General features: G+C 60.5%; 23 protein-coding genes. 19 read left to right on the forward strand and 4 right to left on the reverse strand.

From position 1 onward, the window contains the following. The first annotated feature begins 96 nt into the window (after nt 1-96). The 5 genes from LG327_RS03680 to LG327_RS03700 all read left to right on the forward strand — a co-directional run bounded on the left by LG327_RS03680 (nt 97) and on the right by LG327_RS03700 (nt 6,002). Nucleotides 97-414 carry a hypothetical protein gene (locus tag LG327_RS03680; protein WP_404365909.1) on the forward strand — a complete coding sequence of 106 codons (318 nt, stop codon included), beginning with the start codon at nt 97-99 and terminating at the stop codon, nt 412-414. 49 nt (nt 415-463) lie between these two features. Beyond that, entirely contained in the window at nt 464-3,055 is a 2,592-nt protein-coding gene (locus LG327_RS03685) for a heavy metal translocating P-type ATPase (RefSeq protein ID WP_404365912.1), read from the forward strand. A gap of 120 nt (nt 3,056-3,175) precedes the next feature. Beyond that, a complete protein-coding gene (locus tag LG327_RS03690) occupies nt 3,176-3,631 on the forward strand; it encodes a DUF411 domain-containing protein (RefSeq protein ID WP_404365915.1) in 456 nt (151 codons plus the stop codon). 135 nt (nt 3,632-3,766) lie between these two features. Beyond that, nucleotides 3,767-5,725 carry a ribonuclease R family protein gene (locus tag LG327_RS03695; RefSeq protein WP_404365917.1) on the forward strand — a complete coding sequence of 653 codons (1,959 nt, stop codon included), beginning with the start codon at nt 3,767-3,769 and terminating at the stop codon, nt 5,723-5,725. 79 nt (nt 5,726-5,804) lie between these two features. Next, nucleotides 5,805-6,002 (forward strand): hypothetical protein, encoded by a 198-nt coding sequence (locus LG327_RS03700; protein ID WP_404365920.1) that lies wholly within the window; start codon nt 5,805-5,807, stop codon nt 6,000-6,002. A 14-nt stretch (nt 6,003-6,016) separates the two neighbouring features. Here the strand turns inward: LG327_RS03700 and LG327_RS03705 are convergent, their stop codons facing one another. Beyond that, nucleotides 6,017-6,910 (reverse strand): acyltransferase, encoded by an 894-nt coding sequence (locus tag LG327_RS03705; protein WP_404365923.1) that lies wholly within the window; start codon nt 6,908-6,910, stop codon nt 6,017-6,019. A 123-nt stretch (nt 6,911-7,033) separates the two neighbouring features. Beyond that, nucleotides 7,034-7,717, reverse strand: coding sequence for a haloacid dehalogenase type II (locus LG327_RS03710; RefSeq protein WP_404365925.1), 684 nt, complete (start codon nt 7,715-7,717; stop codon nt 7,034-7,036). 256 nt (nt 7,718-7,973) lie between these two features. On the opposite strand from LG327_RS03710, the gene LG327_RS03715 reads away from it, so the two are divergent. The 3 genes from LG327_RS03715 (at nt 7,974) to LG327_RS03725 (ending at nt 11,671) form a co-directional block, all read left to right on the forward strand. Next, complete coding sequence (locus LG327_RS03715) at nt 7,974-8,876, forward strand: LysR family transcriptional regulator (protein WP_404365928.1); 903 nt, start codon at nt 7,974-7,976, stop codon at nt 8,874-8,876. A 121-nt stretch (nt 8,877-8,997) separates the two neighbouring features. Then, nucleotides 8,998-10,218, forward strand: a complete 1,221-nt coding sequence (locus LG327_RS03720) for a multidrug effflux MFS transporter (protein ID WP_404365931.1) — start codon at nt 8,998-9,000, stop codon at nt 10,216-10,218. A 172-nt stretch (nt 10,219-10,390) separates the two neighbouring features. After that, nucleotides 10,391-11,671 carry an MATE family efflux transporter gene (locus LG327_RS03725; RefSeq protein ID WP_404369203.1) on the forward strand — a complete coding sequence of 427 codons (1,281 nt, stop codon included), beginning with the start codon at nt 10,391-10,393 and terminating at the stop codon, nt 11,669-11,671. Here LG327_RS03725 and LG327_RS03730 read toward each other — a convergent pair. Then, the gene (locus LG327_RS03730) at nt 11,657-12,082 is read right to left on the reverse strand and encodes a thioesterase family protein (RefSeq protein WP_404365933.1); all 426 of its coding nucleotides are present in this window, start codon (nt 12,080-12,082) and stop codon (nt 11,657-11,659) included. The genes LG327_RS03725 and LG327_RS03730 overlap by 15 nt on opposite strands. A gap of 152 nt (nt 12,083-12,234) precedes the next feature. Between LG327_RS03730 and LG327_RS03735 the strand changes: the two genes are divergently transcribed. The 11 genes from LG327_RS03735 to LG327_RS03785 all read left to right on the forward strand — a co-directional run bounded on the left by LG327_RS03735 (nt 12,235) and on the right by LG327_RS03785 (nt 23,945). Continuing rightward, nucleotides 12,235-13,887: an MBL fold metallo-hydrolase gene (locus LG327_RS03735; protein ID WP_404365936.1), complete on the forward strand. Its 1,653-nt coding sequence runs from the start codon at nt 12,235-12,237 to the stop codon at nt 13,885-13,887. 2 nt (nt 13,888-13,889) lie between these two features. Further along, entirely contained in the window at nt 13,890-14,258 is a 369-nt protein-coding gene (locus LG327_RS03740) for a DUF2784 domain-containing protein (protein ID WP_404365939.1), read from the forward strand. Nucleotides 14,259-14,366: 108 nt separating this feature from the next. Next, the gene (locus tag LG327_RS03745; RefSeq protein ID WP_404365942.1) at nt 14,367-15,719 is read left to right on the forward strand and encodes a succinylglutamate desuccinylase/aspartoacylase family protein; all 1,353 of its coding nucleotides are present in this window, start codon (nt 14,367-14,369) and stop codon (nt 15,717-15,719) included. A gap of 41 nt (nt 15,720-15,760) precedes the next feature. Then, nucleotides 15,761-16,681: a DMT family transporter gene (locus LG327_RS03750; protein WP_404365945.1), complete on the forward strand. Its 921-nt coding sequence runs from the start codon at nt 15,761-15,763 to the stop codon at nt 16,679-16,681. Between the two features lie 76 nt (nt 16,682-16,757). Beyond that, nucleotides 16,758-17,255 carry a thiol peroxidase gene (tpx, locus tag LG327_RS03755; protein ID WP_404365947.1) on the forward strand — a complete coding sequence of 166 codons (498 nt, stop codon included), beginning with the start codon at nt 16,758-16,760 and terminating at the stop codon, nt 17,253-17,255. Between the two features lie 251 nt (nt 17,256-17,506). Next, nucleotides 17,507-18,280: an ABC transporter ATP-binding protein gene (locus LG327_RS03760; RefSeq protein ID WP_404365950.1), complete on the forward strand. Its 774-nt coding sequence runs from the start codon at nt 17,507-17,509 to the stop codon at nt 18,278-18,280. After that, the gene (locus LG327_RS03765; RefSeq protein ID WP_404365952.1) at nt 18,270-18,989 is read left to right on the forward strand and encodes an ABC transporter ATP-binding protein; all 720 of its coding nucleotides are present in this window, start codon (nt 18,270-18,272) and stop codon (nt 18,987-18,989) included. Before LG327_RS03760 ends, LG327_RS03765 begins: the two co-directional genes overlap by 11 nt. Nucleotides 18,990-19,048: 59 nt before the next feature. Beyond that, on the forward strand, nt 19,049-20,272 hold the full coding sequence (locus LG327_RS03770) for an ABC transporter substrate-binding protein (RefSeq protein WP_404365955.1): 1,224 nt from the start codon (nt 19,049-19,051) through the stop codon (nt 20,270-20,272). A 72-nt stretch (nt 20,273-20,344) separates the two neighbouring features. Further along, nucleotides 20,345-21,241, forward strand: coding sequence for a branched-chain amino acid ABC transporter permease (locus tag LG327_RS03775; protein ID WP_404365958.1), 897 nt, complete (start codon nt 20,345-20,347; stop codon nt 21,239-21,241). 6 nt (nt 21,242-21,247) lie between these two features. Further along, nucleotides 21,248-22,162: a branched-chain amino acid ABC transporter permease gene (locus LG327_RS03780; protein ID WP_404365961.1), complete on the forward strand. Its 915-nt coding sequence runs from the start codon at nt 21,248-21,250 to the stop codon at nt 22,160-22,162. Nucleotides 22,163-22,172: 10 nt separating this feature from the next. After that, nucleotides 22,173-23,945: an ABC transporter transmembrane domain-containing protein gene (locus LG327_RS03785; protein ID WP_404365964.1), complete on the forward strand. Its 1,773-nt coding sequence runs from the start codon at nt 22,173-22,175 to the stop codon at nt 23,943-23,945. Between the two features lie 12 nt (nt 23,946-23,957). On the opposite strand, the gene LG327_RS03790 is transcribed toward LG327_RS03785, so the two are convergent. Continuing rightward, nucleotides 23,958-24,632 (reverse strand): dienelactone hydrolase family protein, encoded by a 675-nt coding sequence (locus LG327_RS03790; RefSeq protein WP_404365967.1) that lies wholly within the window; start codon nt 24,630-24,632, stop codon nt 23,958-23,960. Between the last annotated feature and the right edge of the window lies 1 nt (nt 24,633).

Raw genomic sequence — 24,633 nt, forward strand, 5'->3', positions numbered from 1 at the left:
GCGCCACGCTCATCGTAAGTAACCTGAAGCCGGGACATTGAAAACCCGAGCCGAACGACCCACTCTCTTATAAGATCGACTGGATAACGGGAACTTATGGCGTCCAATTACCTTACTCCGGAACAGAACCGCCGCCTGCGGCGCTGGGAAGTCTGGAATCGCAACTATTTCATCTTTGCCTTTTTCACCCTGACCCTGGTGCTGGTTTTCAGCAGCCAGCTTGGTCTGTCCAGTGACGAGAGCTGGGGTCCTCTGGGGGTCATCATTGCCTTGCTTATTGCTCCAATAGTGGCGCTTCAGGCCATGCTGTCCTGCCCTGCCTGTGGGTACCGGCTGGGCTGGCGGGCCAAATTGATGGCGCCGGACCAGTGCCAGCGGTGCGGTGTTTTTCTGCGATCGAAAGGGGAGCAGTGACCGATTCCGTTCACGTGTTTCTCCACTGATCCGACACAGGAGTACCTGATTGAACAAAACAGAGGATGAGCAGAACCAGCAGCTCAGGATTTCCGGGGCATCCTGTCAGGGCTGTGTCCGGAAGATTCGCAGCGCCCTGGAAGATCTTGTGGATGACCCGGCCTCGGTTGGTGTCGACCTTGATCGCCAACTGGTCACACTGCCCGCCGGAGTTGACCCGGAGGCAGCCGCGGAAAAGGTCACCGCAGCGGGTTATCCGGCAAGCTCCGGGGCAAGGGAACATGAAGAGGACCGGCCGGATGAAGCCGCAGAGCCCCACGAACCGGATGACCAGACCGAAAAAAACGGAAAAGCTGTGAACAGGCAGGATGAGACCAGGGGCATCGGCTCAGAAGACGATTCGGAAGAGGTAGTCGAGCTTGCCATCACCGGCGCCACCTGCTCTTCCTGTGTCCGTACCATAGAAAACGCCATGCTTTCGGTGGACGGGGTGGAGTCCGCCCACATGAATCTGGCGCAACTCACTGCAACAGCACGGGGCAATCCGGATACTCAGGCCCTGATTGATGCCATCTCCAGCGCAGGCTATGGCGCAAAGAAAATTGAAGACCCGGATCACGCGGACGAGGAGCGGAAGGAGGAAAGCCGGAAGCAGTACCGGACCCTGATGGTCAAAATGGCCGTTGCGCTGGGACTGGGTGCCGTCATGATGGTCTGGGGCATGGGCTTTGGCAGCATGATGGTTACTCCGGAAAACCGGTTGATCTGGCAGGTATTCGGGGGCCTTACGCTGCTGATCCTGTTCTTTACCGGGGGCCATTACTATACCGGCGCCTGGAAGGCCTTCCGCCACCACAACGCCAACATGGATACGCTGATCGCCCTTGGCACAGGCACCGCCTGGCTCTATTCCACGGTGGTGGTCACGGCACCCGACCTTCTGCCGGAATCCGCAAGGCACGTGTATTTTGAAGCTTCAGCGATGATTATTGGCCTGATCAATCTGGGCCAGGCCCTGGAAATGCGGGCCAAGGGCAAGACATCGGAAGCCATCCGGCGGCTGCTGGATCTGCGGGCAAAAACCGCCCGCGTTATCCGTGATGGCGAAGAGCAGGACGTGCCCGTGGAGGAGGTTCAGGTCGGGGATCAGATCCGGGTACGGCCGGGAGAAAAGCTGCCGGTGGACGGCGAGATCGTCGAAGGTGAAACCCGGATTGACGAAAGCATGCTCACCGGTGAACCCATGCCCGTCAGCAAACGCGAGGGCGACGAGGTCTCTGCGGGCACCATCAACAAGCAGGGCTCCATCATCTACGAAGCCACCCGGGTGGGCAGTGAAACCGCCCTCGCCCAGATCATCCAGCTGGTGAAAAAAGCCCAGGGCTCCAAGCCAGCTATTGGCCGGCTGGCGGACGACATCTCCGCCATTTTTGTCCCCACGGTCATGCTGATTGCAGTGGTCACCGCCCTGGCCTGGTTCAACTTCGGTCCCGACCCCAGGATTGTGCATATGCTGGTGGCCGCGACCACCGTGCTGATCATCGCCTGCCCCTGCGCCCTGGGACTGGCAACACCCATGTCGGTGATGGTGGGCGTGGGCAAGGCCGCAGAATATGGCGCCCTGATACGCCAGGGCGATGCCCTGCAACTGGCAGGCAAGCTGGACCTGATCATCCTCGACAAAACAGGCACCATTACCCAGGGCAAACCCGCCGTTACCCGGCTGCATCCTGCCGGTGACAATGATAAGGAGCGGCTTCTGGCGCTGGCCGCCGGCCTGGAGCAGCATTCCGAACACCCGCTGGCGGATGCCATTATCGCCCGGGCGAAAGAGGACGACACCAAGCCGGATCGCGTGCGGGGATTCGAGGCCCTCAACGGCAAGGGAGTGCGGGGCAGCTTTGAAGGCGCCACCGTGCGCCTGGGCAACCGGCGCTGGCTTGAGGACGAAGGAGTCGATCTTGGCGAGCTCGACGAAGCCGCCGAGGCCATAACCTCGGACGCCGGAACGCCCCTTTTTCTGGCAATCAATCGCCGGCCTGTCGGGGTGATCGGCGTCGCCGATGCCCTGAAGGAAGACTCAAAAGCGGCTACCCGCAGACTGCATGATGCCGGAATTCGAACGGTCATGGTCACTGGTGATGTGGAGGCAACAGCAAACGCCATCGCCCGGGAGGCCGGAATTGACGAAATCCGGTCTGAGGTGCTCCCGGAGGACAAGGCCCGGATTGTGGAGGAGTTCCGCGAGCAGGGTTACAGGGTCGGCATGGTCGGTGATGGCATCAATGATGCACCGGCTCTTGCCGCCGCCGATGTGGGCTTTGCCATAGGCACAGGGACCGATGTCGCCATTGAGAGCGCGTCCATCACGCTGATGCGGGGCTCACTGCACGGGGTGGCGGATGCCATCGAGATTTCCCGTGCCACGGTGCGCAATATCTACCAGAACCTGTTTGGCGCCTTTGCCTACAATACCCTGGGCATCCCGATCGCCGCCGGCGTGCTCTATCCGGTCTGGGGGGTTCTGCTCAGTCCGATTATCGCCGGTGCGGCCATGTCCATGTCCTCGGTTACTGTGGTAACCAATGCCAACCGGCTGCGCTTTTTCAGGACCAGTCACCGAGATGAGGGAACCGAATGACCGACATACTTGTCAATATTGCAGGCCTTGTTCTGATGGCTGCGATTATCGGCTGGTTCTGGCTGAGCGGTGGCCAGCCAGACAAAAGCAGAAATTCCCGACCCCACTGAGGCAGCATCCATGACAGCTTTCCGCAATAGACTGATCGCCCTCACGGCGGCCCTGGCTTTCAGCGCGCCCCTGCTTGCTGAAGGAACACAGCACATAGTGAAAGTCTACAAATCGCCTACCTGTGGTTGCTGCACCGACTGGGTGCGTCATCTTGAGGAGAACGATTTCGACGTAGAAGTTCACGACACCGCAAATCTCAACCCCATCAAGGAAGCAGCCGGCCTGACCCCGGCCCTTGCCAGCTGTCATACCGCTTTTGTCGGTGGTTATGTGATTGAGGGCCATGTTCCGGCCACGGATGTCCGCCGTCTTCTGGAGGAAGCGCCCAAAGCCCGCGGACTGGCCGTTCCGGGAATGCCCCTTGGCTCACCGGGCATGGAGATGGGCGGCCGGCAGGACGATTATCAGGTGCTGCTGTTCAACGACCAGGGGCAGAGCCAGGTGTTCGCCACCTACCCGGAGTAGTCATGAGTTCCGGGGGAGCGAACATTCCACCTCTCCCTGGATTCTGTAACCCTGTCTTCCATGAAGGTCTGACTCACCTGTCCATAACCGGTATACTCGCCCGAATCCCCATGTTCTCCCAGCCAGGTTCCTTGCATGTTAAATGCCGACGCTCTCCAGCAACTGCGCCAGCTTAAAACCGATATTGAATCCTCCAGAGTCGTACACACCGGCACCATAAAGGCCACCAACGGCCGTTTTGGTTTTGTCGCGCTGGACAAAGGCGGAGATCTTTTTCTGCCCCCCGAAGAAATGCAGAAAGTCCTGCCGGGTGACCGGGTGCGGGTAGCAGAAGAGGAAGGCGACAAGGGCAAGACCCAGGCCGCGATTGATGAGCTGATTGAAAGCCGCCTTACCACCTTCGTTGGCAAATACCAGGTCAAGGGCAAGGGTCATTTCGTGGTCCCGGAGACCCCGGGCATCAATCGCTGGATTTTTATTCCCCCCAGAGAGCGACTCAAAGCGGAACCGGGGGATTTTGTCTACTGTCAGGTCCTCCGGCATCCCATTACAGACGGTAAAGCCCAGGCGGGTGTTCTCCGGGTTCTGGGCAAGGCCGGCGAGCCGGGTATTGAACGGGCTTTCACCCTGGCCTCCTTTGACCTGGACGACCGATGGCCTGCGGCGGTGGAAGCTCAGGTCCAGTCCCTGGACGAAGCTGTCATCAGCCATCGTGCCGAGGGTCGGAAAGACCTTCGTGATCAGCCCTATGTCACAATCGACAGCCCCAACACCCAGGACATGGACGATGCCCTGCTGGCAGAGCCCAACGCCACCGGCTGGCGGCTGTCCGTGGCCATTGCCGACCCCACCGCTCTGATTGAACCTGGCAGTCCTGCCGAAGCCCTGGCCCGGGACCGCGCTACCTCCATCTACTTTCCGGGTGAACCCAGACCCATGCTTCCGGACGCCCTCAGCACCCGGCTCTGCTCTCTGATGCCGGGAGTCGACCGGCTGGCACTGGTATGCGACATGCAGGTGAACAACGACGGCAGCCTGGGCGATTATGAGTTTCACCAGGCGGTGATCCGCTCCCATGGCAAACTCAGCTACGAACTGGTGGCCAATGTCATCGAGGGGCGGGAAGACGATGACACCCGGGCACTCCCCCAGCCGGTTCTCACCAGCCTCGACCAGCTACACCAGGCGGCCGCGGTGCTCCGAAAATGGCGTGCCGAGAACGCGCTGCTTGCCGGGGACCGGCCCGAGTTCCGGCTCCGGCTGGATGAAAACCGCCGCATTCGCCAGATTGATCCGGCGGTGCAGAATGAAGCCCACCGGCTGGTGGAAGAATGCATGGTGGCCGCCAACCGCTGCGCTGCAGACTGCCTCGCTCAGAAGGGACAGGGGCTCTTCATCCGTCACAAAGGTGTGAGGGATGACAGGGTGGAAAACATTCGCAGCCTGCTGGCCAGCTATGCAGCCGGCCTGCAGGAGGTGGACCCCACCACACCCGAGGGCTTCAGCAGGCTGATGCGGGAAACCGAAGGGCTGGAAGCGGACGTTCCGGTAAAAGCCATCATTTCACGGCAGCTGGCCCGAGCGGAACTGAGTTTCACTGCCTCTGCCCACCAGGGCATGGGACTGGAGGCTTACACTACCTTCACGTCTCCCCTGAGGAAATTCAGCGACTTTCACGTTCACCGACTGCTCAAACATCTGCTCTGGGGCGAACCGGTCACCAGGCTCTCCGATGCCGAGCTCGACCGTCTGCAGGCAGCCCAGATAAGGGCCCGCCAGGCAGCCGGCAGTCTCGAGAACTGGCTCAAGAGTGACTATGCGAAGCAGCTTGGTGGCGGGCCCATGACCGGAGTGATCAGTCGCACGACGCCGGCAGGATTCTTCGTCAGGCTCGACAGCAACGGCCTGGAAGGCTTTGTCAGTTGCAAGCCCCTGGAAGGTAAGTTCAGCTTCGACCCAGTCACCCTGCGGCTGATCGGTAAAAAGAGGACTTTCCAGATCGAGCAGCCGGTCACCGTCACTTTTGACAGTGTTGATGAGGAACGGAGGCAGATCAATTTCCGGCTGGTAGAAGAAACCCCTTCCGGCACTTGAAAGCCAGCGGCCGGGAGACCATGGTTGGGCCACACCATTCCGGTCCGTGACTTCCACGGGCCGGCTGAAGGAGACGCCCATGCGCCCCGACGAGTTCATGAAAAAATACGGTTTTGACCGGGAAGACGACGAGAAAGAACACAGCCTTCGTGAAAATGCCCTGGAGCACACCAGACACCTGAAACGCCCCCATGCCGGCACCCCCCACGACTGGGAAGAATGGGAACGCTACCGCAGGGAACATCCGGACGAGGTGGAAGAAGACGACCGCAACTGACTTGCAGCCGGTATTCAGTCTTTCATCATGTCAGCGAGCTTTCTGTCCTTTTCTGACCAGAGTTCACCCAGCCAGTTTTTCACATTGCGCCGATGCTCTGAATCGCTGGCATAGTCCCGCCCCTTAAGATGCTCGGGAATCTCTTTCGTATCTATATGCATTTTCACTTCCGGTACCCTCCCGCAGAGAAACTCCCAGAACGTGGGCGGGCCAGCAGGATAGGCAATGGTGACATCCACCAGGGTCTCAATGGCGTCTCCCATGGCATCCAGAACAAACGCCACGCCGCCAGCCTTGGGCTTGAGCAGGTACTGGTAAGGCGACTTTTCCCGGTCATGCTTGGCCGGGGTAAAACGGGTGCCCTCGATGAAATTCATCACGCTGACGGGTGTGTAGCGGAATTTTTCACAGGCCTTGCGGGTTGACCGAAGATCTTCCCCGCGCTTTTCCGGGTGCTTGATCAGGTATTCCCTGGAATAACGCTTCATGAATGGGAAATCCAGACCCCACCAGGCCAGCCCGATTACCGGCACCCAGATGAGTTCGCGCTTGAGGAAAAACTTGAGAAATGGCGCACGGCGGTTGAACACCCGCTGCATGGCAAAGATGTCCACCCAGCTCTGGTGATTGCTCAGCACAAGATACCAGCTTTTCCGTTTCAGCTGTTCAGCGCCTTCTACCTGCCACTGGGTGCTCTGGGTCAGCTTCATCCAGCCCGTGTTACATGCCACCCAGGACTCCGATATCCAGATAATGGCCCGGGTGCAAAGCACGCGAAAGCCCTTATGAGGCACGACCAGCTTGAAGATCGCCGGGATGTACAGCAGCAGGCACCAGAAAACCGTGTTGAGGGCCAGCAGGATGGCGGCAATCACGCCAATAAGAGGGGCAGGCAGAAAACTGAGCATGACAGGTATCCAGTTGTTATTGATTGGTCCGTGGGCCGAATAATAGCAATGCCAGCGGCCGCTGGGCAGTCACAAAACTGATCAATTTGCTGTGCGCCTTCCGACACGAGCCGGAGCCCTGTTTCAGCCCCCCTCCGGAAGATTCCACAGAACCTCACTCAGGCGGTACAGATCGGGAATCACCGCCGTGGGCTGGAGCCCCCAGTCCTCAAACACCGTGGCCGGGTCACGCTGCACCCAGATCGCCATAAGCCCCGCAGCCCGGGCGCCAATGACGTCCCACCCGTTACTGGATATCAGACACAGGGGCCGGTCCAGAGCGCCAGTCGCCCGCCGGGCGTGGGTATAAACGGCGGGATCCGGCTTGAAGCTGCGGATATCATCCACCGAGACGAGACCATCCAGATGAACCCTCAGACGGTTGTGGCCCAGCACCTTTTCCAGCGCCCCGTAACTGCCGTTGGAGAAAGCAAACTGGGGATGGTGCCGGCCCATTTCCTCCAGCACCGGTTCCGCATCCGGGAATGCAGGCAGTGTCAGATAGGCTTCCATCAGGGCATCCTCCCGCTCTGGCGCCAGAGAATGACCATGGGTGGCCATGGCGTTGCGCAGGGCCTGCCGGGTGACCACTCCAAAATCCTCATACATGCGCATGAGGCCCCGCCGGAAGGAAAACTCCAGTTGCTTCTGCCGCCACAGTCGGCTGACGGGGAAGGCGTCATCGCCAACGTCCTCCCGCAACAGATCCGCCATGCCATGGGGATCAACCAGAGTACCGTATACGTCAAACGCCAGTGTGATTGCCATGTGTGCCTTCTCCCGGGTTGGCATGCGTCGGTCGGGGCCCTGGTGGCTGCGGCCCTGATATTTCTCCAGACGACTGTTTTATCATCTCTGCGGGGGCATTTACCAAACACCGTGAATGTAGCGGTCAGAATCCACGACTCTGGCACAATGCCGCCAGCCCCGTTTCAGCAGTTTTCTGAAGCACACTCACCTTCTTTGACGGAAGAAACACCCTCGACGGTGGCGCCGGGAGGGCTGGCGCCCTAAACTCGCATGCATGAATACAGTTGATACATTCAATCTCGACATCCGGTCCCTGACGGTGTTCATCACCGTGCTGGACGAGAACAGTGTCTCGGCCGCGGCAGCAAAACTCGGGGTCAGCCAGTCTGCGGTCAGTCATACCCTGGACCGCCTCCGGCTGGCCCTGGGAGACCCCCTGTTTGTGAAATCCGGCCGCGGCATTACGCCCACCCGGTATGCCATCCAGACCGGCCCCCATGTCCGCCAGGTGCTGGATGAGCTGCGCGCCCTCTCGGCCGGCCCGCCGTTCATACCAGCCCAGGCAGACTTCACCTTCACCATCGCCGCCAACGATTACCAGCGGGACCTCCTGCTACCGCCCCTGATGGCCTCCCTGCGCAGGACGGCACCGGGTATCCGGCTGCATGTCATGCCCTCCGGCATTCCCTCTGCCGACATGCTCCGCAAGGACATCTGCGATCTGATCATTTCACCCCATCCGCCGGATGCCAGCGACATCCTCCAGCGCCGGCTGCTGGAGGACCACATGGCGGTATTCTTCGACCCTGACCAGCGTAGCGCGCCGGAAACCCTGGCAGACTACCTGCGAAGCCGCCATCTGGGCATCCTGTTCAGCGCCGGCGAGCGCATGGCGCTGGAAGGCTCACTGGCAGCCCAGGGCCTGACCCGGGATATTGCCATCACCGTATCCAACTTTTCCGGCCTGCCCGGCTTTCTCAGGGGCAGCGACCTGCTGGCTACAGCTCCGTCGCGGATGAGCGAACACCTGCTGAAGGGTTTCGCCCGCGCCCCCCTGCCCTTTGAATACCGTCCCTTCTCCCTCCTGATGCTCTGGCACAAACGCCATCAGGATGACCCGGCCCATCGGTGGTTGCGCACGGAACTGACAGAGATAGCGAGGAGTCTGGAAAACTGATTAATCACATCTGTTCATGGGTAGTATGAACGCCACGGCCGTTATCTTGTGCCTGCACCGGCGTAGACTGGAGCCCATATTCACCGGGTCTGACCCGGCTCACCCGATAAACCGGATAATCATGCTCGCGCTCACCAGTATCTGGACCACCATTCTGCTGGCTGCCGCCGTCGCCCTCGGCCCTCTTGCCACAGACATGTACCTGCCGGCCCTGCCGTCCATGGGTGCCAGCCTCAGTGCTGGTACCGGCGAGGTCCAGCTCACCCTGAGTATCTACATGGCCGGCCTGGCTCTGGCCCAGCTTGTATGCGGTCCGCTGGCGGACAGATTCGGCCGCAAGCCCATCATGATTGGTGGCTTTGTGCTTTTTGCCATCGCCAGCGTCGGCTGCGCCCTGGCCACCAACGTTGAAACCCTGATCCTCTGCCGCTTCCTGCAGGCGCTGGGGGGCTCCGCCGGCCCGGTACTTGGTCGCGCCGCCATCCGCGACATCTACACCCCGAGGGAAGCCGCCCGCATCATGGCCATCCTGGCAAGTATCATGGCGCTTGCGCCAGCGGTAGCTCCGGGCATTGGCGGCCTGCTTCTGACCGGCTTCGGGTGGGAAGCCATCTTCCTCCTGCTCGGCGCCTATGCCCTGGTTATGGCCGTGGTGGTTGCCTTCGGCATCCCCGAACCCATGGCACCGGCCAACCGCCAGTCCCTTCGCCCCGGGCGTCTCTGGAAAAACTACCGGGCCATCGCTGTGGACCGGAGTTTCCTCGGCTACACCCTCACCAACGCCTTGGTATTCTCCGGCCTGTTTGCTTTTCTCTCCGGATCATCCTTCGTGCTGATCGATTTTCTGGGGGTAAGAGCTGAATACTTCGGCTTCTATTTCGCCAGCATGGTGGCCGGCTACATCGGCGGCAACCTGACCGCCGTCAGACTGGGGCGTCACCTGCTACCGGACCAGATCCTGCACCGCGGCCTCGGCATCTGCGTGCTTGGCGGCAGCACCATGGCCGCCCTTGCCCTGGGTGAAGTCTTTTATGTGAGCGCAGTGATGGTACCCCAGGCCCTGTTCATGGTCGGCGTCGGCATGGTGCTGCCCCAGACCATGGCCGGAGCACTGGCCAACTTCCCTACCATGGCCGGCTCCGCCTCCGCCCTTTTCGGCAGTGTCCAGATGACCCTGGCCGCCCTCGTCGGAATGGCCGTAGGCCACCTCCACACCGGCAGCTCCCTGGTGATGGCCGTCGTCATTGCCGCCTGTGCCATTGCCGCTCTTGTCACCTATCACACCCTGGTCCAGCGTTATCCCGCCCCCGGCTTCGAGCCTGAAGTCGCTGTCCAGAACTGAGAAGCCTCCGATGACCAGGCTGAGTCGGTTTTTCTTTCTCAGGCGACCACCGTCGCCAAAGCCCACCTCGCAAATCTGATAAAGTTGGCCGCTATCCCGTTCCCGAGACCCGGAAAACCCAGTGAGCAAAGCAGTAGACCCACGCGCCCCCCTGGGCCCCCAACTGGCCGCCATGACCTGGCCCATGCTCTTCGGCGTCCTCGCCCTGATGAGCTTCCAGCTGGTGGACAGCATCTTCATCGGCCAGCTCGGCAAAGACCCGCTGGCCGCCCTGGGCTTTACCCTGCCCATGCAACAGCTGGTCATTGGCCTCCAGGTCGGCCTTGGCATAGCCACCACCGCCATCGTCTCCCGCACCCTGGGCGCCGGTGACCAACTCCGGGCCGAGCGCCTGGGTGGCCTTGTAGTCTGGGTAGGCGGCATCCTCGTTCTTATACTGGCCATAAGCCTCTGGTTCCTGAGGGACCAGGTGATGACCCTGCTCGGGGCGGAGCCTGCCCTCCTTCCACTCATCCGGAGCTACTGGATCCCATGGCTGCTCGCCGCCTGGACCGGCGCCATGCTCTACTTCGGCTACAGCGTCTGCCGCTCCCACGGAGACACCCGCACCCCCGGCTACCTGATGGTCGCCACCAGCCTGCTCAACATTGCCCTCGACCCCCTGTACATATTCGTCTTCGACTGGGGTCTGCCAGGTGCCGCCTGGGCGACCGTCACCTCCTTCGGCCTGGGTGCACTTGTAGTCTTTCCACGTCTGGCCCGGGCCACCTGGATCCGCTTCGACCTGCTCCAGCTCGGCCTCCGTAAAGCCCTGCGCCAACTAGGCGCCATCATGGCGCCAGCCATGGTCAGCCAGCTCATGCCGCCCCTCGCAGCCATGCTGGCCACCGCCCTTGTGGCAGGTTTTGGCTCGGCCGCCGTCGCCGCCTGGGGCCTGGGCACCCGGCTCGAATTCTTCTCCATCGTCGTGGTGCTGGCCCTCACCATGTCCATGCCCCCCATGATCGGACAATTGCTGGGCGCAGGAGATCTTGCCACCATCCGCCGCCTGGTCCGCCTGGCGGTACGATTCGTGGTGGTCTGGCAGCTTGTGCTGGGACTTGTCTGGCTGGCGGCTTCAGGAGTGGTGGCCCAGCTATTCACCACTGATGAAAGCGTCCGGGATGTACTGGGGGCCTACCTGGTGAGGGTGCCCCTGAGTTACAGCGGGCTTGGGGTGTGCATGCTGATGGTATCCATCTGCAACGCCCTGGGGCTTTCCCTGCGGGCGCTGCTGGTATCCGTGCTACGGCTGTTCCTGTGCTTCCTGCCTTTCCTGTGGTTTGGAGCCCAGCTGGCGGGAATCAATGGTCTCATGACCGGTGCCCTTATCGGCAACCTGCTGGCAGGCGTGATGGCCTATGGATTCTACCGGGCGGGCATGGCGCGGCTGCGCCAGTCACGCAAACCTTGAGCGGAAACCCTCAGGCATCGGGACTACCTGCTTGCGCACATAACTGAAGAAAACAAAGCCGTATTTCGCCAGTGCTACCGGCTGGCCGCTTTCCTGCTTGCTTACCCGGAACACGAAATCGCCGCCATAGCGGTTGAAATCCATCAGCCCCACCTCAAACCGCAGCACCTCCGGAAAGAAGGACTCCGACTGATACATGGTGGCCAGATCCGTCACGATGATACCTGTGCCCTCCCGATCCGCTTCCATGATGCCGTGGGTGACCAGAAACTGGGCGCGCGCCTCCGACAGCATGGAAATCAGGGCATCATTGCCCAGATGATTGGCACCATTGATGTCCGTGATGCGAACCGGCATTTCCGTTACAAAACTGAAGACATCATCGGGAAATGACAGCTTGATTCTGGCCATATAAAGACACCCTGAGGGCCCGGAAACGGGACATGAAAGAAGAATGCGCGTCATGATACCGCGAAGCCGGCCACCGATTCACCCGGGGGAGACAGCGGGCGGGATTTTCCGCTATGTTGATGCAAATACTTCCAACCACCCGGATCACACCCATGGAAATTCGTCCAGCCGCCACCCTGGCACTTACCAGAGACACCTCCCAGGGGATCGAAGTCCTGCTTCTTCAGCGCACCTGGGACGCGGTTTTTCTGCCCGGCTTTTACGTATTTCCCGGTGGGGCCGTGGATCCCGGCGACAGGAAGTGCGACCCCTGGCTTGAGGGCCACGACGACGAGTCTGCCAGCAGAATGCTGCATATCGGATCCGGTGGCGCGAGCTACCTGGTGGCTGCCATCCGGGAATGTTTCGAAGAGGCGGGCATCCTGCTGGCGCTGGACCGGAATGGCCGGCCGGTGTCGGGAAGCCTGCGAAACGGCCAGAGAGCACGGGAACTCCTCAACTGCGGCGACATGACCCTTGCGGACATCTGCCGTGAGCACCAGCTCATGCTGCCACTGGACAGGCTCGCCTACATGAGCCACTGGATAACGCCTCCCGGAGCGCCCCGCCGGTTCGACACCCGGTTCTTTGTGGCAGCGGCACCACCGGGTCAGCAGGGCGCCCACGACGGAGTGGAAACCATTGACCACATCTGGCTTTCGCCGCAGCAGGCGCTGGCAGATCACCGCGCGGGCCGGCGGCTGTTTGGCTCACCCACCCTGCGCACCCTGAGGATTCTTGCCGAATTCAGCAGCACGGATGCCCTGCTCACCCATACCCATGCCCAGCCCCCCGAACCCTTTCCCAGCGAACCCTGGCCGGCCTTGACGAGCAACGGGAAAACCCGGCTGCTGGAACCGGGGGCGCCAGCCTATGACGAAATCCGCAAACTGGACCCCAACCGCATGGGCAAGGCTATGCCCACCATCACCCCCGGCGAGCCAGTCCTTCTCGCACCCGGCGTCCGGCGCCTGACTGCTCCCAACGCCGGCATGATGACCGGCTCCGGCACCAACACCTATCTGCTGGGAGAAAAAGACGGTTTCACGGTAATTGATCCCGGTCCACGCAATGAAGCCCACATCCAGCGGATCCTGGAACTGACCGGTGGCCTGATCGACCAGATACTGGTAACTCACACCCACCAGGACCACTCACCTGCTGCCCATGCGCTAAGGGAGCAGACCGGCGCACGGCTGCTGGGCATTGCACCGCCCCATGAGCCGGCCCAGGACCAGTCCTTCCAGCCAGACCGGGAACTGGCCGGGGACGAGCGCATCGAAACAGGCGCCGGCACCCTCCGGGCCCTTCATACCCCTGGCCATGCCTCCAATCACCTGTGCTACCTGCTGGAAAAAGAGCAGATGCTGTTTTCTGGAGACCACATCATGCAGGGGTCGACGGTGGTGATTAATCCCCCCGACGGCGACATGAAAGCCTATCTCGAGTCGCTGGACCGCCTCCTGCACGAGGATATCCGGCATATTGCGCCTGGCCACGGCTTCCTCATGGATCACGCTCACGCCGTGATTGACTACCTGTCCACCCATCGGCTGGTGCGGGAACACAAGGTCGTGGAAGCGCTCCGGACCCAGGGCGCGGCTCGGCTGGCGGACCTGACCGCGCATGTCTACGACGATGTGCCAGCAGGGATACACGGCGTGGCCAGCCGCTCTCTGCTGGCTCATCTGATCAAACTGGAGCAGGACGGGCGGGCCACGCTGGATGACGACCACTGGCAATTGGCGGATACCGAAGGCGCCTGACCATGCTCTGGGGCATCGCCGCTGATCTCGTTCTTATTGTCCACCTGCTGTTCATAATCCACGGCGTCTTCGGCGGTCTGCTGGCATTCTGGCGGCGCTGGCTGATCTGGATTCACCTGCCGGCTGCGGTCTGGGCAGCAGCCGTTGTCCTCATGGGCTGGCCCTGTCCCCTGACGCCGCTGGAAATATACCTCCGTCATATGGCTGGAGACGCGGGGTATTCTGGCAGCTTCATCGAACACTATCTGATTTCCCTGATCTACCCGCCGGGGCTGACCCGCCCGGTGCAGATCGCCCTGGGTCTGGGAGTGCTGGGCACCAACATCCTGGTCTACGGCCTGCTGTTTCAGAAGTCCCGAAAACAGCGATGATGGCCACGTGTCCCGGAAATTAAACTTTCCCCAGCCCATTTCACCGGCAGAGCGAGTCCTTTAAGCTGGTTACCTGAATTCAGAAACCGGAAGTGCAAACAGGACCAGATGTATATCCACCACCTGCTGACCCACCACGCCCTCTCACTGTTACTGGCAGCATTTCCCCTGCTGGCAACCGTCACGGTTCAGGCCGATGAATCGGAACCACAGAACCAGGTCGCCGCCCAGGTGGGCGACGATGAAGGTGTCGATGACATTGAAAGTTCCCTGCCCCGGCGCAAAGCCCCCATGGCCGAGGAAGTCATTGTGCCGCCACCGGTGAAACCGGAGTCGCGGGCCCTCAGCCCCGCCGATCCAACGGAAACACCAGGTACTTTGCCTCCGGTAGCGCCGGAGGAGGGAATACCTTCGCCGGAAACGGAAGATACAGAGCAGCAGACGTCTGAAGCGGCAGAGGACATTCCCATCGTTGGCAGCCTGCTGGAACCCCCGACGGCCGGGCCTGTCCGGCTGCTGGGAAGCGAAGTGCTCCCCGGCGAATCTGAGAGGCTGGCCTGGTCCCCCAATACCGCGATCGCCGGGCTGTCATTGCCAACCCCGGTCCTTGTGGTCAACGGAGAACAGACAGGACCCACACTCTGCCTGACCGCTGCCATCCATGGTGATGAGCTCAACGGTATTGAGATCGTGCGCCGCGTTGTCTATGACCTGGATCCGGCCAAGCTGTCAGGGCGGGTGATAGGGGTACCAATCGTGAATGTCCAGGGATTCCAGCAGGGCTCCCGGTACCTGCCGGATCGCCGGGACCTCAACCGCCATTTCCCGGGTAGCCCGAATGGCAGCCTGGCCGACCGGGTAGCCCACTCTCTGTTCAGTGATGTGATCCGGCACTGCGACCTGCTGGTGGATATCCATACCGGCTCGCTGAAACGCACCAACCTGCCCCAGCTGCGGGCTGACATGAACCACCCCGGAGTGGCGGAATTCACCCTGGGCTTCGATGCCATGGCGGTGGTCCACAGCAGCGGCTCACAAGGTATGCTTCGCACGGCCGCCGTTGAGGCAGGCATTGTTGCGGTCACCATGGAGGCGGGGGAATCCCTGCGGATCCAGGAGGAGCAGATCAAGGCGGGGGTTCACAGTCTGACCAGCCTGATGGAGCGTCAGGGGATGATTTCCCGGCTCTTTGTCTGGGGCAAGCCGGAACCTGTGTACTACAATTCGGAATGGATCCGGGCCGGGCATGGCGGCATTCTGTTCAGCGACGTGAGCCTTGGAGAGCGGATTTCCCAGGGCCAGTTACTGGGCACGGTGGCGGACCCCATCACCAATGCCCAGTATCCCATCCGGGCCACGTCCGGGGGCCGGGTAATCGGCATGGCGGTGGATCAGGTGGTGATGGCGGGGTTTGCCGCCTTCCATATTGGCTCGGAAGCTGAAACACCCGCCGCAGAATAGCTGTTCCCGGTACGGAGGTTACCGTTAACCCAGGAGGGCGTGTGCCCGAAAGAACGCCCGGAAAACTGTGGCCCGCCTATGCAGGCCTGGTACTTACTCCCCTGTTCTGGGCTGGCAATGCTGTAGTCGCACGGAGCGTGGTTGATACCATCCCGCCCGTGTCCCTGGCGTTCTGGCGCTGGTGCGTCGCCTTTGCAATTCTGCTTCCTTTTGCACTCCCCGGAATCCGGCGGCAATGGCCGGTCATTGTGCAACACCGGGGCTCCATGCTTGCTCTGGCCGCCTTCAGTGTGGGCGCATTCAATACCCTGCTGTATCTTTCGGCGGTAACCACCACCGCCCTCAACATAACACTGGTGAACTCTACAATTCCCATCATGGTGGCGTTACTGTCCTGGCTGATACTGGGCGACCGGACCCGTCCTCTGCAGGCCGCGGGGATCGCCCTGGCACTGGTCGGAATGCTGGTAATCGTGGGCCAGGGATCGCTGGAGACCTTTGCCCGGCTGGCATTTCAGCCAGGGGACCTGATCATGGTGGCTGCGGTCTTCAGCTGGGGCCTGTTTTCCGTTTTGCTCCGTCGTCAGTCGGTGCCGCTGGAACCCCTGACTTTTCTGGCGGTACAGGTTGGCCTTGGAATTCTGGTCATTCTGCCCTTTTATCTGGTAGATCTGCTGCTGTTTTCCGGGGGCTTCCAGTTAACGTCGAAAGTGATTCCGCCATTGCTGTATGTGGCAGTATTTCCTGGCATTCTGGCCTATGCTTTCTGGAACAATGGTGTTCACCGTGTCGGCCCGCCGAAGGCGGCCGTATTCATGTACCTTACACCTGTGTATGGCGCTCTTCTGGCAGGCGTTTTCCTGGGCGAACGTCTCAGCCTTTTCCATCTGACCGGGGGTCTGCTGATCCTGATCGGGCTGGTCCTGACGACCCGGCCGGCTGGACTCCGCAGCAGAAAGTAGAGCTAGTCCGATTCCGTGAAGCAGCAGCCATTCACTGGATTCATTCGCACCAGCCAATAAAAAAGAGGCAATTATCATGGCAACTGTTACCCGACGTGGCGTTGAAGTCAGTACCGCCGGCTCCCTGCCCCCTGTGGGCCAGGCGGCTCCCGAAGCGAACTTCACCCAGACCGACCTGAGCGAACTGACGCTGTCTGACCTCAAGGGCAGTAACGTGATCCTCAACATATTTCCCAGTATCGACACGCCTACCTGCGCCAAATCAGTCCGCCGGTTTAATGAGGCCGCGGCGCGACTGGACAACACCCGGATTGTCTGCGTCTCTGCTGACCTCCCGTTCGCCCAGTCCCGCTTCTGCGGCGCGGAGGGGCTGGACCAGGTGCAGACGGTATCAACGTTCCGCAACCCTGAATTCGGCACCACCTACGGCGTTGAGATCACTGATGGGCCGCTGCGGGGACTGCTCGCCCGGGCCATCGTTATTATTGATGCGCAGGGCGTGGTCACCTACACCGAACTGGTACCGGAAATCGGCCAGGAGCCCGACTACGGGTCAGCCCTGGAATCCCTCTGAGGGCAGGCCGGAATGGTTCCTGTGCGGCAGGCCGGACAGTTTCTCGCGCCAGTGTCCGGATTCCCTGATCATCCTAAGGTCCAGGAGGGACTCCTTGACAGGATGAGCGCCGACCGTCTTTACTTCCTGCTGCGACTGGCGCTTTATCCGCCGCTAAGCGGTTAAAAACAAATAAAACTTTTCCGTGAATAAAAATAAAAGCCTGGCCCGCAGTCCTGCGTTCCCGGCGTAACAGTCCAGGGAGCCGCTGTGTGAGTGACGATCGTCAGGACACGCCTGTTATTCTTGAAACCCGCGGCCTTACCAAGGACTTCAAGGGCTTCACTGCCATCAGGGACGTCAATCTCAAAGTCAGGGAAGGTACGATTCACGCCCTGATTGGCCCTAACGGAGCTGGCAAAACAACCTTTTTCAACCTGCTGACCAAATTTCTGACCCCCACATCGGGCGCCATACTGTTCGACAAGACTGACATCACCAGGCGCAGGCCGGCGGACATTGCCCAGAGTGGCATCATCCGATCGTTCCAGATCTCATCGGTCTTCCCCCATCTCGGAGCCCGGGAAAACGTCCGCATCGCGCTACAGCGCAAACTGGGGGTTTCCTACCACTTCTGGCGTCCCACGCGCATTCTCGATCAGCTCAACGAACGGGCCCAGGCTCTGCTTGAGCAGGTCGGCCTGGGGCGGTTCGGGGACGCCCGGGCAGTTGAACTACCCTATGGTCAGAAAAGGGCGCTGGAAATTGCCACCACCATCGCCCTGGAGCCGAGGCTGATGCTGCTGGACGAACCCACCCAGGGCATGAGTGCGGAGGATGTGGGTACAGTGACGGATCTGATAAGGACCGTGCTGGACGGCCGCACCATTGTCATGGTGGAACACAACCTGAACGTGGTATCCAGCCTGGCCGACACTATTACCGTGTTAAACCGTGGGGAGGTTCTCGCCGAGGGCGACTATGAGTCCGTGTCGAAGAATCCCGCCGTGATGGAAGCCTACATGGGGACTACCCATGTCGAATAATTCAGGCAATGAACTGCTGAAAATCGAAAATCTCCACGCCTGGTACGGCGAATCCCATATTCTTCACGGGATGGAGCTTTCCGTCAGGGAGGGTGAAGTCATAACCCTGCTCGGACGCAACGGATCAGGCCGGACCACCACGCTGAAAGCCATTCTCGGGGTGGTTGGACGCCGCACGGGGTCCATCAGGGTACGGGGGGTGGAAGTGATCAACATGGCCACTCACCGCATTGCCCACGTCGGCAAGCTGGGCTATTGCCCGGAAGAGCGGGGTATCTTTGCGTCGCTCAACGTGGAGGAGAACCTTGAGTTGCCGCCCACTCTGGCCGATGGGGGCATGTCAGTGGCGGAAATCTACCAGATGTTCCCAAATCTCATGGAGCGGCGCCACAGCCAGGGCTCCAAGCTATCGGGAGGCGAGCAACAGATGCTCGCCATCGCCCGCATTCTCCGTACCGGCGCCACTCTCCTCCTGCTCGACGAAATCACCGAAGGCCTTGCGCCAGTGATTCTCAAGTCACTGGACAGCGTGATCCGGAAACTGCGGGAAAAGGGCTACACCATCGTGCTCGTGGAACAGAATTTTCATTTCGCCGCGCCTCTGGCCGATCGCCATTACGTGATCGAACATGGCCGCGTGGTTCAGCAGATTGAAGCGGCTGATCTCGCCGCAAAGCAGGAACAGTTGAACAGACACCTGAGTGTCTGACTGTGGGGACCAGCCGAACTCCGACTTGTCCCGGTTCGAATAACAAAAGGGGAATAACGATGCTCAATCAAGTGATCAAGGGAATTGTGGGGGCAGTAGGTCTGGCAAGCATTGCATTGCCACTCACGGCAACAGCCGAGCTTTCCGACAATACGGTCAAAATCGGTGTACTCAGCGACATGTCCGGAGTCTACAAATCACTGGAAGGCCCGGGGGCCGTGATTGCGGCAGAGATGGCGATTGAGGACTTCGGCGGCAAGGTTCTGGACCGGCCAATCGAAATCATCTCCGCCGACCACCAGAACAAGCCGGACATCGGCGCCAGCACGGCGAGGGAGTGGATCGATGACAATCAGGTCGACATGATCACCGCCCTGGACAACTCTTCCGTGGCGCTGGCCGTTCAGGGCCTGGCGAAGGACAAGAAAATCATCACCATGAATACCGGCGCCGGCACCACGGCGCTAACCGAAGAACAGTGCAGTCCTTACGGCATCCACTACGTCTACGACACCCATGCCCTGCCGGTCGGTACTGCCACAGCCATGGTCAAGAACGGCGGCGAGAAGTGGTTCTTCATTACAGCTGACTACGCCTTCGGTCATTCGCTGCGGGATAATACCGGCGCGGTGGTGGAAAGCCTGGGTGGTGAAGTGGTGGGCAACGTTAACGCGCCCCTCAGCACCAATGACTTCTCCTCCTACCTGTTGCAGGCCCAGTCGTCCGGCGCCGATGTCATCGGCCTGGCCAATGCTGGCCAGGATACGGTAAACGCCATCAAACAGGCCCACCAGTTCCGCATCGTCCAGAGTGGCCAGAAGCTCGCCGGCATGCTGGTATTCATTACCGACGTGCACAGCATGGGGCTGGACATCGCCCAGGGCCTGCAATTCACTACCGCATTCGTATGGAATCAGGATGACGAGGCGCTGCAGTGGTCGAACCGCTTCTACGAGCGTCATGGCGCCATGCCAACCATGGTTCATGCTGGTGTCTATTCCGCGGTAAGCCATTATCTGGAAGCGGTTAAAGCCGTTGGCAGTGACAACTCCGATGCCGTGCGCAAAAAACTCGGGGAGATGAAACTCAACGACTTCTTCGTCAAGGATGGCTACATTGCGGCCAACGGCTCCATGTTCCACGACATGTACCTGGTGGAAGTGAAGAAGCCCGGCGAGTCTGAAGGCGAATGGGACCTGCTGAAGGTGCTTTCCAGGATCCCTGCAGAGGCAGCCTACATCCCACTTTCCGAGAGCGTGTGCCCGCTGGTCAAGAAATCCTGATTCCAGCCCCTGTCCACTGGTTCCCGGACTTCCGGGAACCAGTGTTTCCAAAGCCTCCCGGGAGGATATGACGTGTCAATCCAGGTCATCTTGGCGCAAGCATTGCTCGGCCTCAACGTGGGGGTTTTCTACGCCATGCTGAGTCTTGGTCTGGCGGTGATTTTCGGCCTGCTGAACATTATCAACTTCGCCCACGGGGCGATGTACATGCTGGGCGCATTCCTTGCCCTTATCGGTTACTCCTACCTGGAGCAGTGGTTTGGCATCAGCGTGCAGATCGGCTTCTGGGCCTCCCTTATCGTGGTTCCATTACTGGTGGGCGGTCTCGGCATACTGATTGAGCGCACCATGCTCAAGCGGCTTTACGAACTGGATCATATCTATGGTCTGCTGCTGACCTTTGGCATTACCCTGATCCTGCAGGGCCTTTTCTCCAATTACTTCAATGTCTCCGGCACTCCCTACCCGGGCCAGCCGGAGTCCCTCAGCGGCGTGGTCAACCTGGGTTTCATGTACTTCCCCACCTATCGCCTGTTTGCCATTGTGTGCTCGCTGGTGGTGTGTTTCGGAACCTGGTACGTGATCGAACACACCAAACTGGGGTCCAGGTTGCGGGCCGGCGTTGAGAATCCCCAGCTGACCCAGACTTTCGGTCTCAATGTGCCTCTGATGGTAACACTGACCTTTGGCTTCGGGGCCGCCCTGGCGGGTCTGGCCGGGGTGCTGGCGGCGCCGATCTATTCCGTCAGTCCCCTCATGGGTGCCGACCTGATTATCGTGGTGTTTGCCGTAGTGGTCATCGGCGGTATGGGCTCAATCATGGGAGCCATACTCTCCGGCCTCGCCCTGGGCCTGGTTGAGGGACTGACCAAGGTCATTTACCCGCCGGCAGCCAGCACTGTCATATTCTTTCTGATGGTACTGGTGCTGCTGTTCCGCCCCGCCGGCCTGTTTGGCAAGGAGAAGTAAGCCGTGATGATGAACCGCATACTGTTTGCCTTGATGCTCATCGCAGGCCTGACTGCTCCGTTCTTTGCCTATCCGGTATTTGTGATGGATCTCCTGTGCTTCGCCCTGTTCGCCTGTGCCTTCAATCTGCTGCTGGGCTATGTCGGGCTGCTGTCCTTCGGGCACGCCGCCTTCTTCGGCGGTGCCGCCTATATCGCGGGCTATGCCATCAAGGACTGGGGGTTTTCGCCGCTGATCGGCATTCTCACGGGCACCGGCTTTGCCCTGATCCTGGGGTTCGCCTTTGGTTACCTGGCCATCCGCCGCCAGGGCATCTATTTTGCCATGGTCACCCTGGCGCTGGCGCAGATCATCTATTTCATGGCACTGCAGCTGCCATTCACCGGTGGTGAAAACGGCCTCCAGGGCATTCCGCGAGGCAACCTCCTGGGTTTTATCGACCTCAACAGCCCTCTCAACATGTATTACTTCGTGTTCGCCATATTTCTGGTGGGCTTCTGCATTATCTACAGGACCATCCACTCGCCTTTTGGCGAAGTACTCCAGGCCATTCGTGAGAATGAAGCCCGTGCCCTGTCCCTCGGCTATGACGTGGACCGCTTCAAGCTTCTGGCGTTCGTGATTTCCGCCACCCTTGCCGGTCTGGCTGGCGCAACAAAGGCGGTGGTTTTCCAGTTCGCGGCTCTCACCAACGCCCACTGGCAGACATCCGGAGAAGTCATACTGATGACCCTCGTGGGTGGGCTTGGCACCGTCTTCGGACCGGTTGTCGGCGCCCTGACCGTCGGTGCTCTGAGCCATGAGCTCAGCTCCTTCGGCTCCTGGGTGCAGGTCATCCTGGGAACCATTTTCGTGCTCTGTGTACTGGTTTTCCGCCGGGGCATCATCGGAGAGCTCGGGCGGGTGCTGAAGAAACCCTGACAGGTACCCTATGACCATCGCCCCTGCTGCCAGGCGCAACCAGACAGTTGCCATAATTTTGCGCTTCATCATGCCCTACCGCCGGCAAGTGGCAGGGGCCCTGCTGGCGCTGATTTTTACCGCAGGCATTACCCTGTCCCTTGGCCAGGGCATACGCCTGCTGGTCGATCAGGGATTTGTAACCGGATCTCCGAGCCTGCTGAACCAGTCAGTGCTGCTGTTTTTCATTCTGGTGCTCGGCCTGGCAGCAGGGACCTTTGTGCGCTTCTATCTGGTGTCCTGGATCGGCGAACGGGTGGTGGCGGATATCCGCAAGCAGGTTTTCAATCATCTGATCCATCTGCATCCCGGGTTTTTTGAAACCAACCGGGGAATCGAGATCCAGTCGCGGCTGACCACTGACACCACGGTACTGCAGTCGGTCATCGGCTCCACTGTCTCCGTGGCCCTGCGCAATGTGGTGATGCTGATTGGCGGTATCATTCTGCTGTTCATCACCAACGTCAAACTCACGATGATCGTACTGCTGGCGGTACCGATGGTGGTGGCTCCCATCCTGATTTTCGGTCGCAGGGTGCGGCGCCTGTCCCGTCTCAGCCAGGACCGGATTGCCGATGTGGGCAGCTACGTCGGCGAGATCCTTGGCCAGATCAAGACTGTTCAGGCCTACAATCACCAGCCCGAGGATGAGTTGCGATTCTCAGGAGTGGTAGAGCAGGCCTTCGGCGTGGCCCGGCAGCGGATCCGCCAGCGGGCCTGGCTGATTGCGGTGGTGATCCTGCTGATTCTGGGAGCGGTGGGGGTAATGCTCTGGGTTGGAGGGCTGGATGTGATCGCCGGCCGGATTACCGGTGGCGAACTGGCCGCTTTCGTATTCTACAGCCTGATCGTGGGTTCTTCCGTGGGCTCCCTGAGTGAAGTCATTGGCGAGCTGCAGCGGGCCGCCGGGGCCGCTGCCCGGATCGTCGAACTGCTCCGCACCGGGAGTGAAATCAGGACACCGGAGGAAAACCTCGAGCATCTTCCGGAGCAAGTCAAGGGCGAGATCCGCTTTGACGGCGTGAGCTTTGCCTATCCCGGGCGCCCGGATGTGACCGTGATTCACGACTTCAGTCTTGAGGTTGCGGCGGGGGAAAGTCTTGCCCTGGTAGGCCCCTCCGGAGCGGGCAAATCCACCCTGTTTGATCTTCTGCTGAGGTTTTTTGATCCGGAAGGCGGGACCATCACGGTGGATGGCGTCAATATACGGCAGCTTGATCCCGCTGAACTGCGGCGCTGCTTTGCGTTCGTGTCCCAGGAGCCTGCGCTGTTTTACGGCACCATTGCAGACAATATCCGCTACGGAAAGCCGGACGCCAGCCAGGCAGAAATTGAGGACGCCGCCAGGGTGGCCCATGCCGATGAATTTATCCGCCAGCTGCCTGACGGGTATCAGACCCGCCTGGGCGATGCCGGCCAGGGGCTTTCCGGTGGCCAGAAACAGCGTCTGGCCATTGCCCGGGCTCTTCTGGTGGATGCACCGATTCTGCTGCTGGACGAGGCCACCAGTGCCCTGGATGCCCAGAGCGAACACCTGATCCAGCAGGCCATGCCCCGACTGATGGCCGGTCGAACCACTCTGGTAATTGCCCACCGCCTGGCAACCGTCAAACATGCAGACCGCATTGCAGTCATTGACCAGGGGCGACTGCAGGGCCTCGGCCCTCACAATGAACTGGTGAAGACCGACGCCCTCTATTCCCGCCTGGCGGAGCTGCAGTTCCGGGCGCCGGAAAAAGCCTGAGCTCCCGCGACGCTACTTCTGGAAATGCTCCCGGAACCAGTCAGCCGCAAGCTCGGATACCTTTTCAAGCTTGCCTGGCTCTTCGAACAGGTGGGTGGCCCCGGGCACGATCTCGGTTCTGACTTCGCAGTCCATCTGGGAGGCCGCGTCCCGGTTCATGCCTATCACCGGCGTATCCTCACCGCCCACAATGAGCAGGGTTGGTGCCTTGACGCGGGCCAGGGCTTCTCCGGCCAGATCGGGGCGACCGCCCCGGGACACCACGGCCGCCGCCCGGGCAGGTCGTTCCGCCGCGGCAATAAGTGCTGCGCCAGCACCGGTGCTGGAACCGAAGAGGCCGACGGCGAAAGAAGCCAGTTCATCCTGTTCCGACATCCAGTCCATGGCGCCCACAAGGCGGCCCGCCAGCATCGGAATGTTGAAACGGTGCTCACGGGTAACCACGTCTTCCCGCTCTTCGTCTTCAGTGAGCAGATCCAGCAACAGGGTTCCCATGCCGCGGCTGACCAGAAAACCGGCCACTTCGCGGTTACGGCGGCTGAAGCGGCTACTGCCGCTGCCATGAGCGAAGAGGATCATCCCGTGAGGGTCGCCCTCCGGCATGGTGAGGTCGGCATGGAGCTTTTTGCTGCCTTCCCCGATAGTTACTTCACGGGAATCACCGGTATTTGCGCTTTCGTTGGCCATA

This window comes from Marinobacter sp., from assembly GCF_044799475.1.
GTDB lineage: Bacteria > Pseudomonadota > Gammaproteobacteria > Pseudomonadales > Oleiphilaceae > Marinobacter.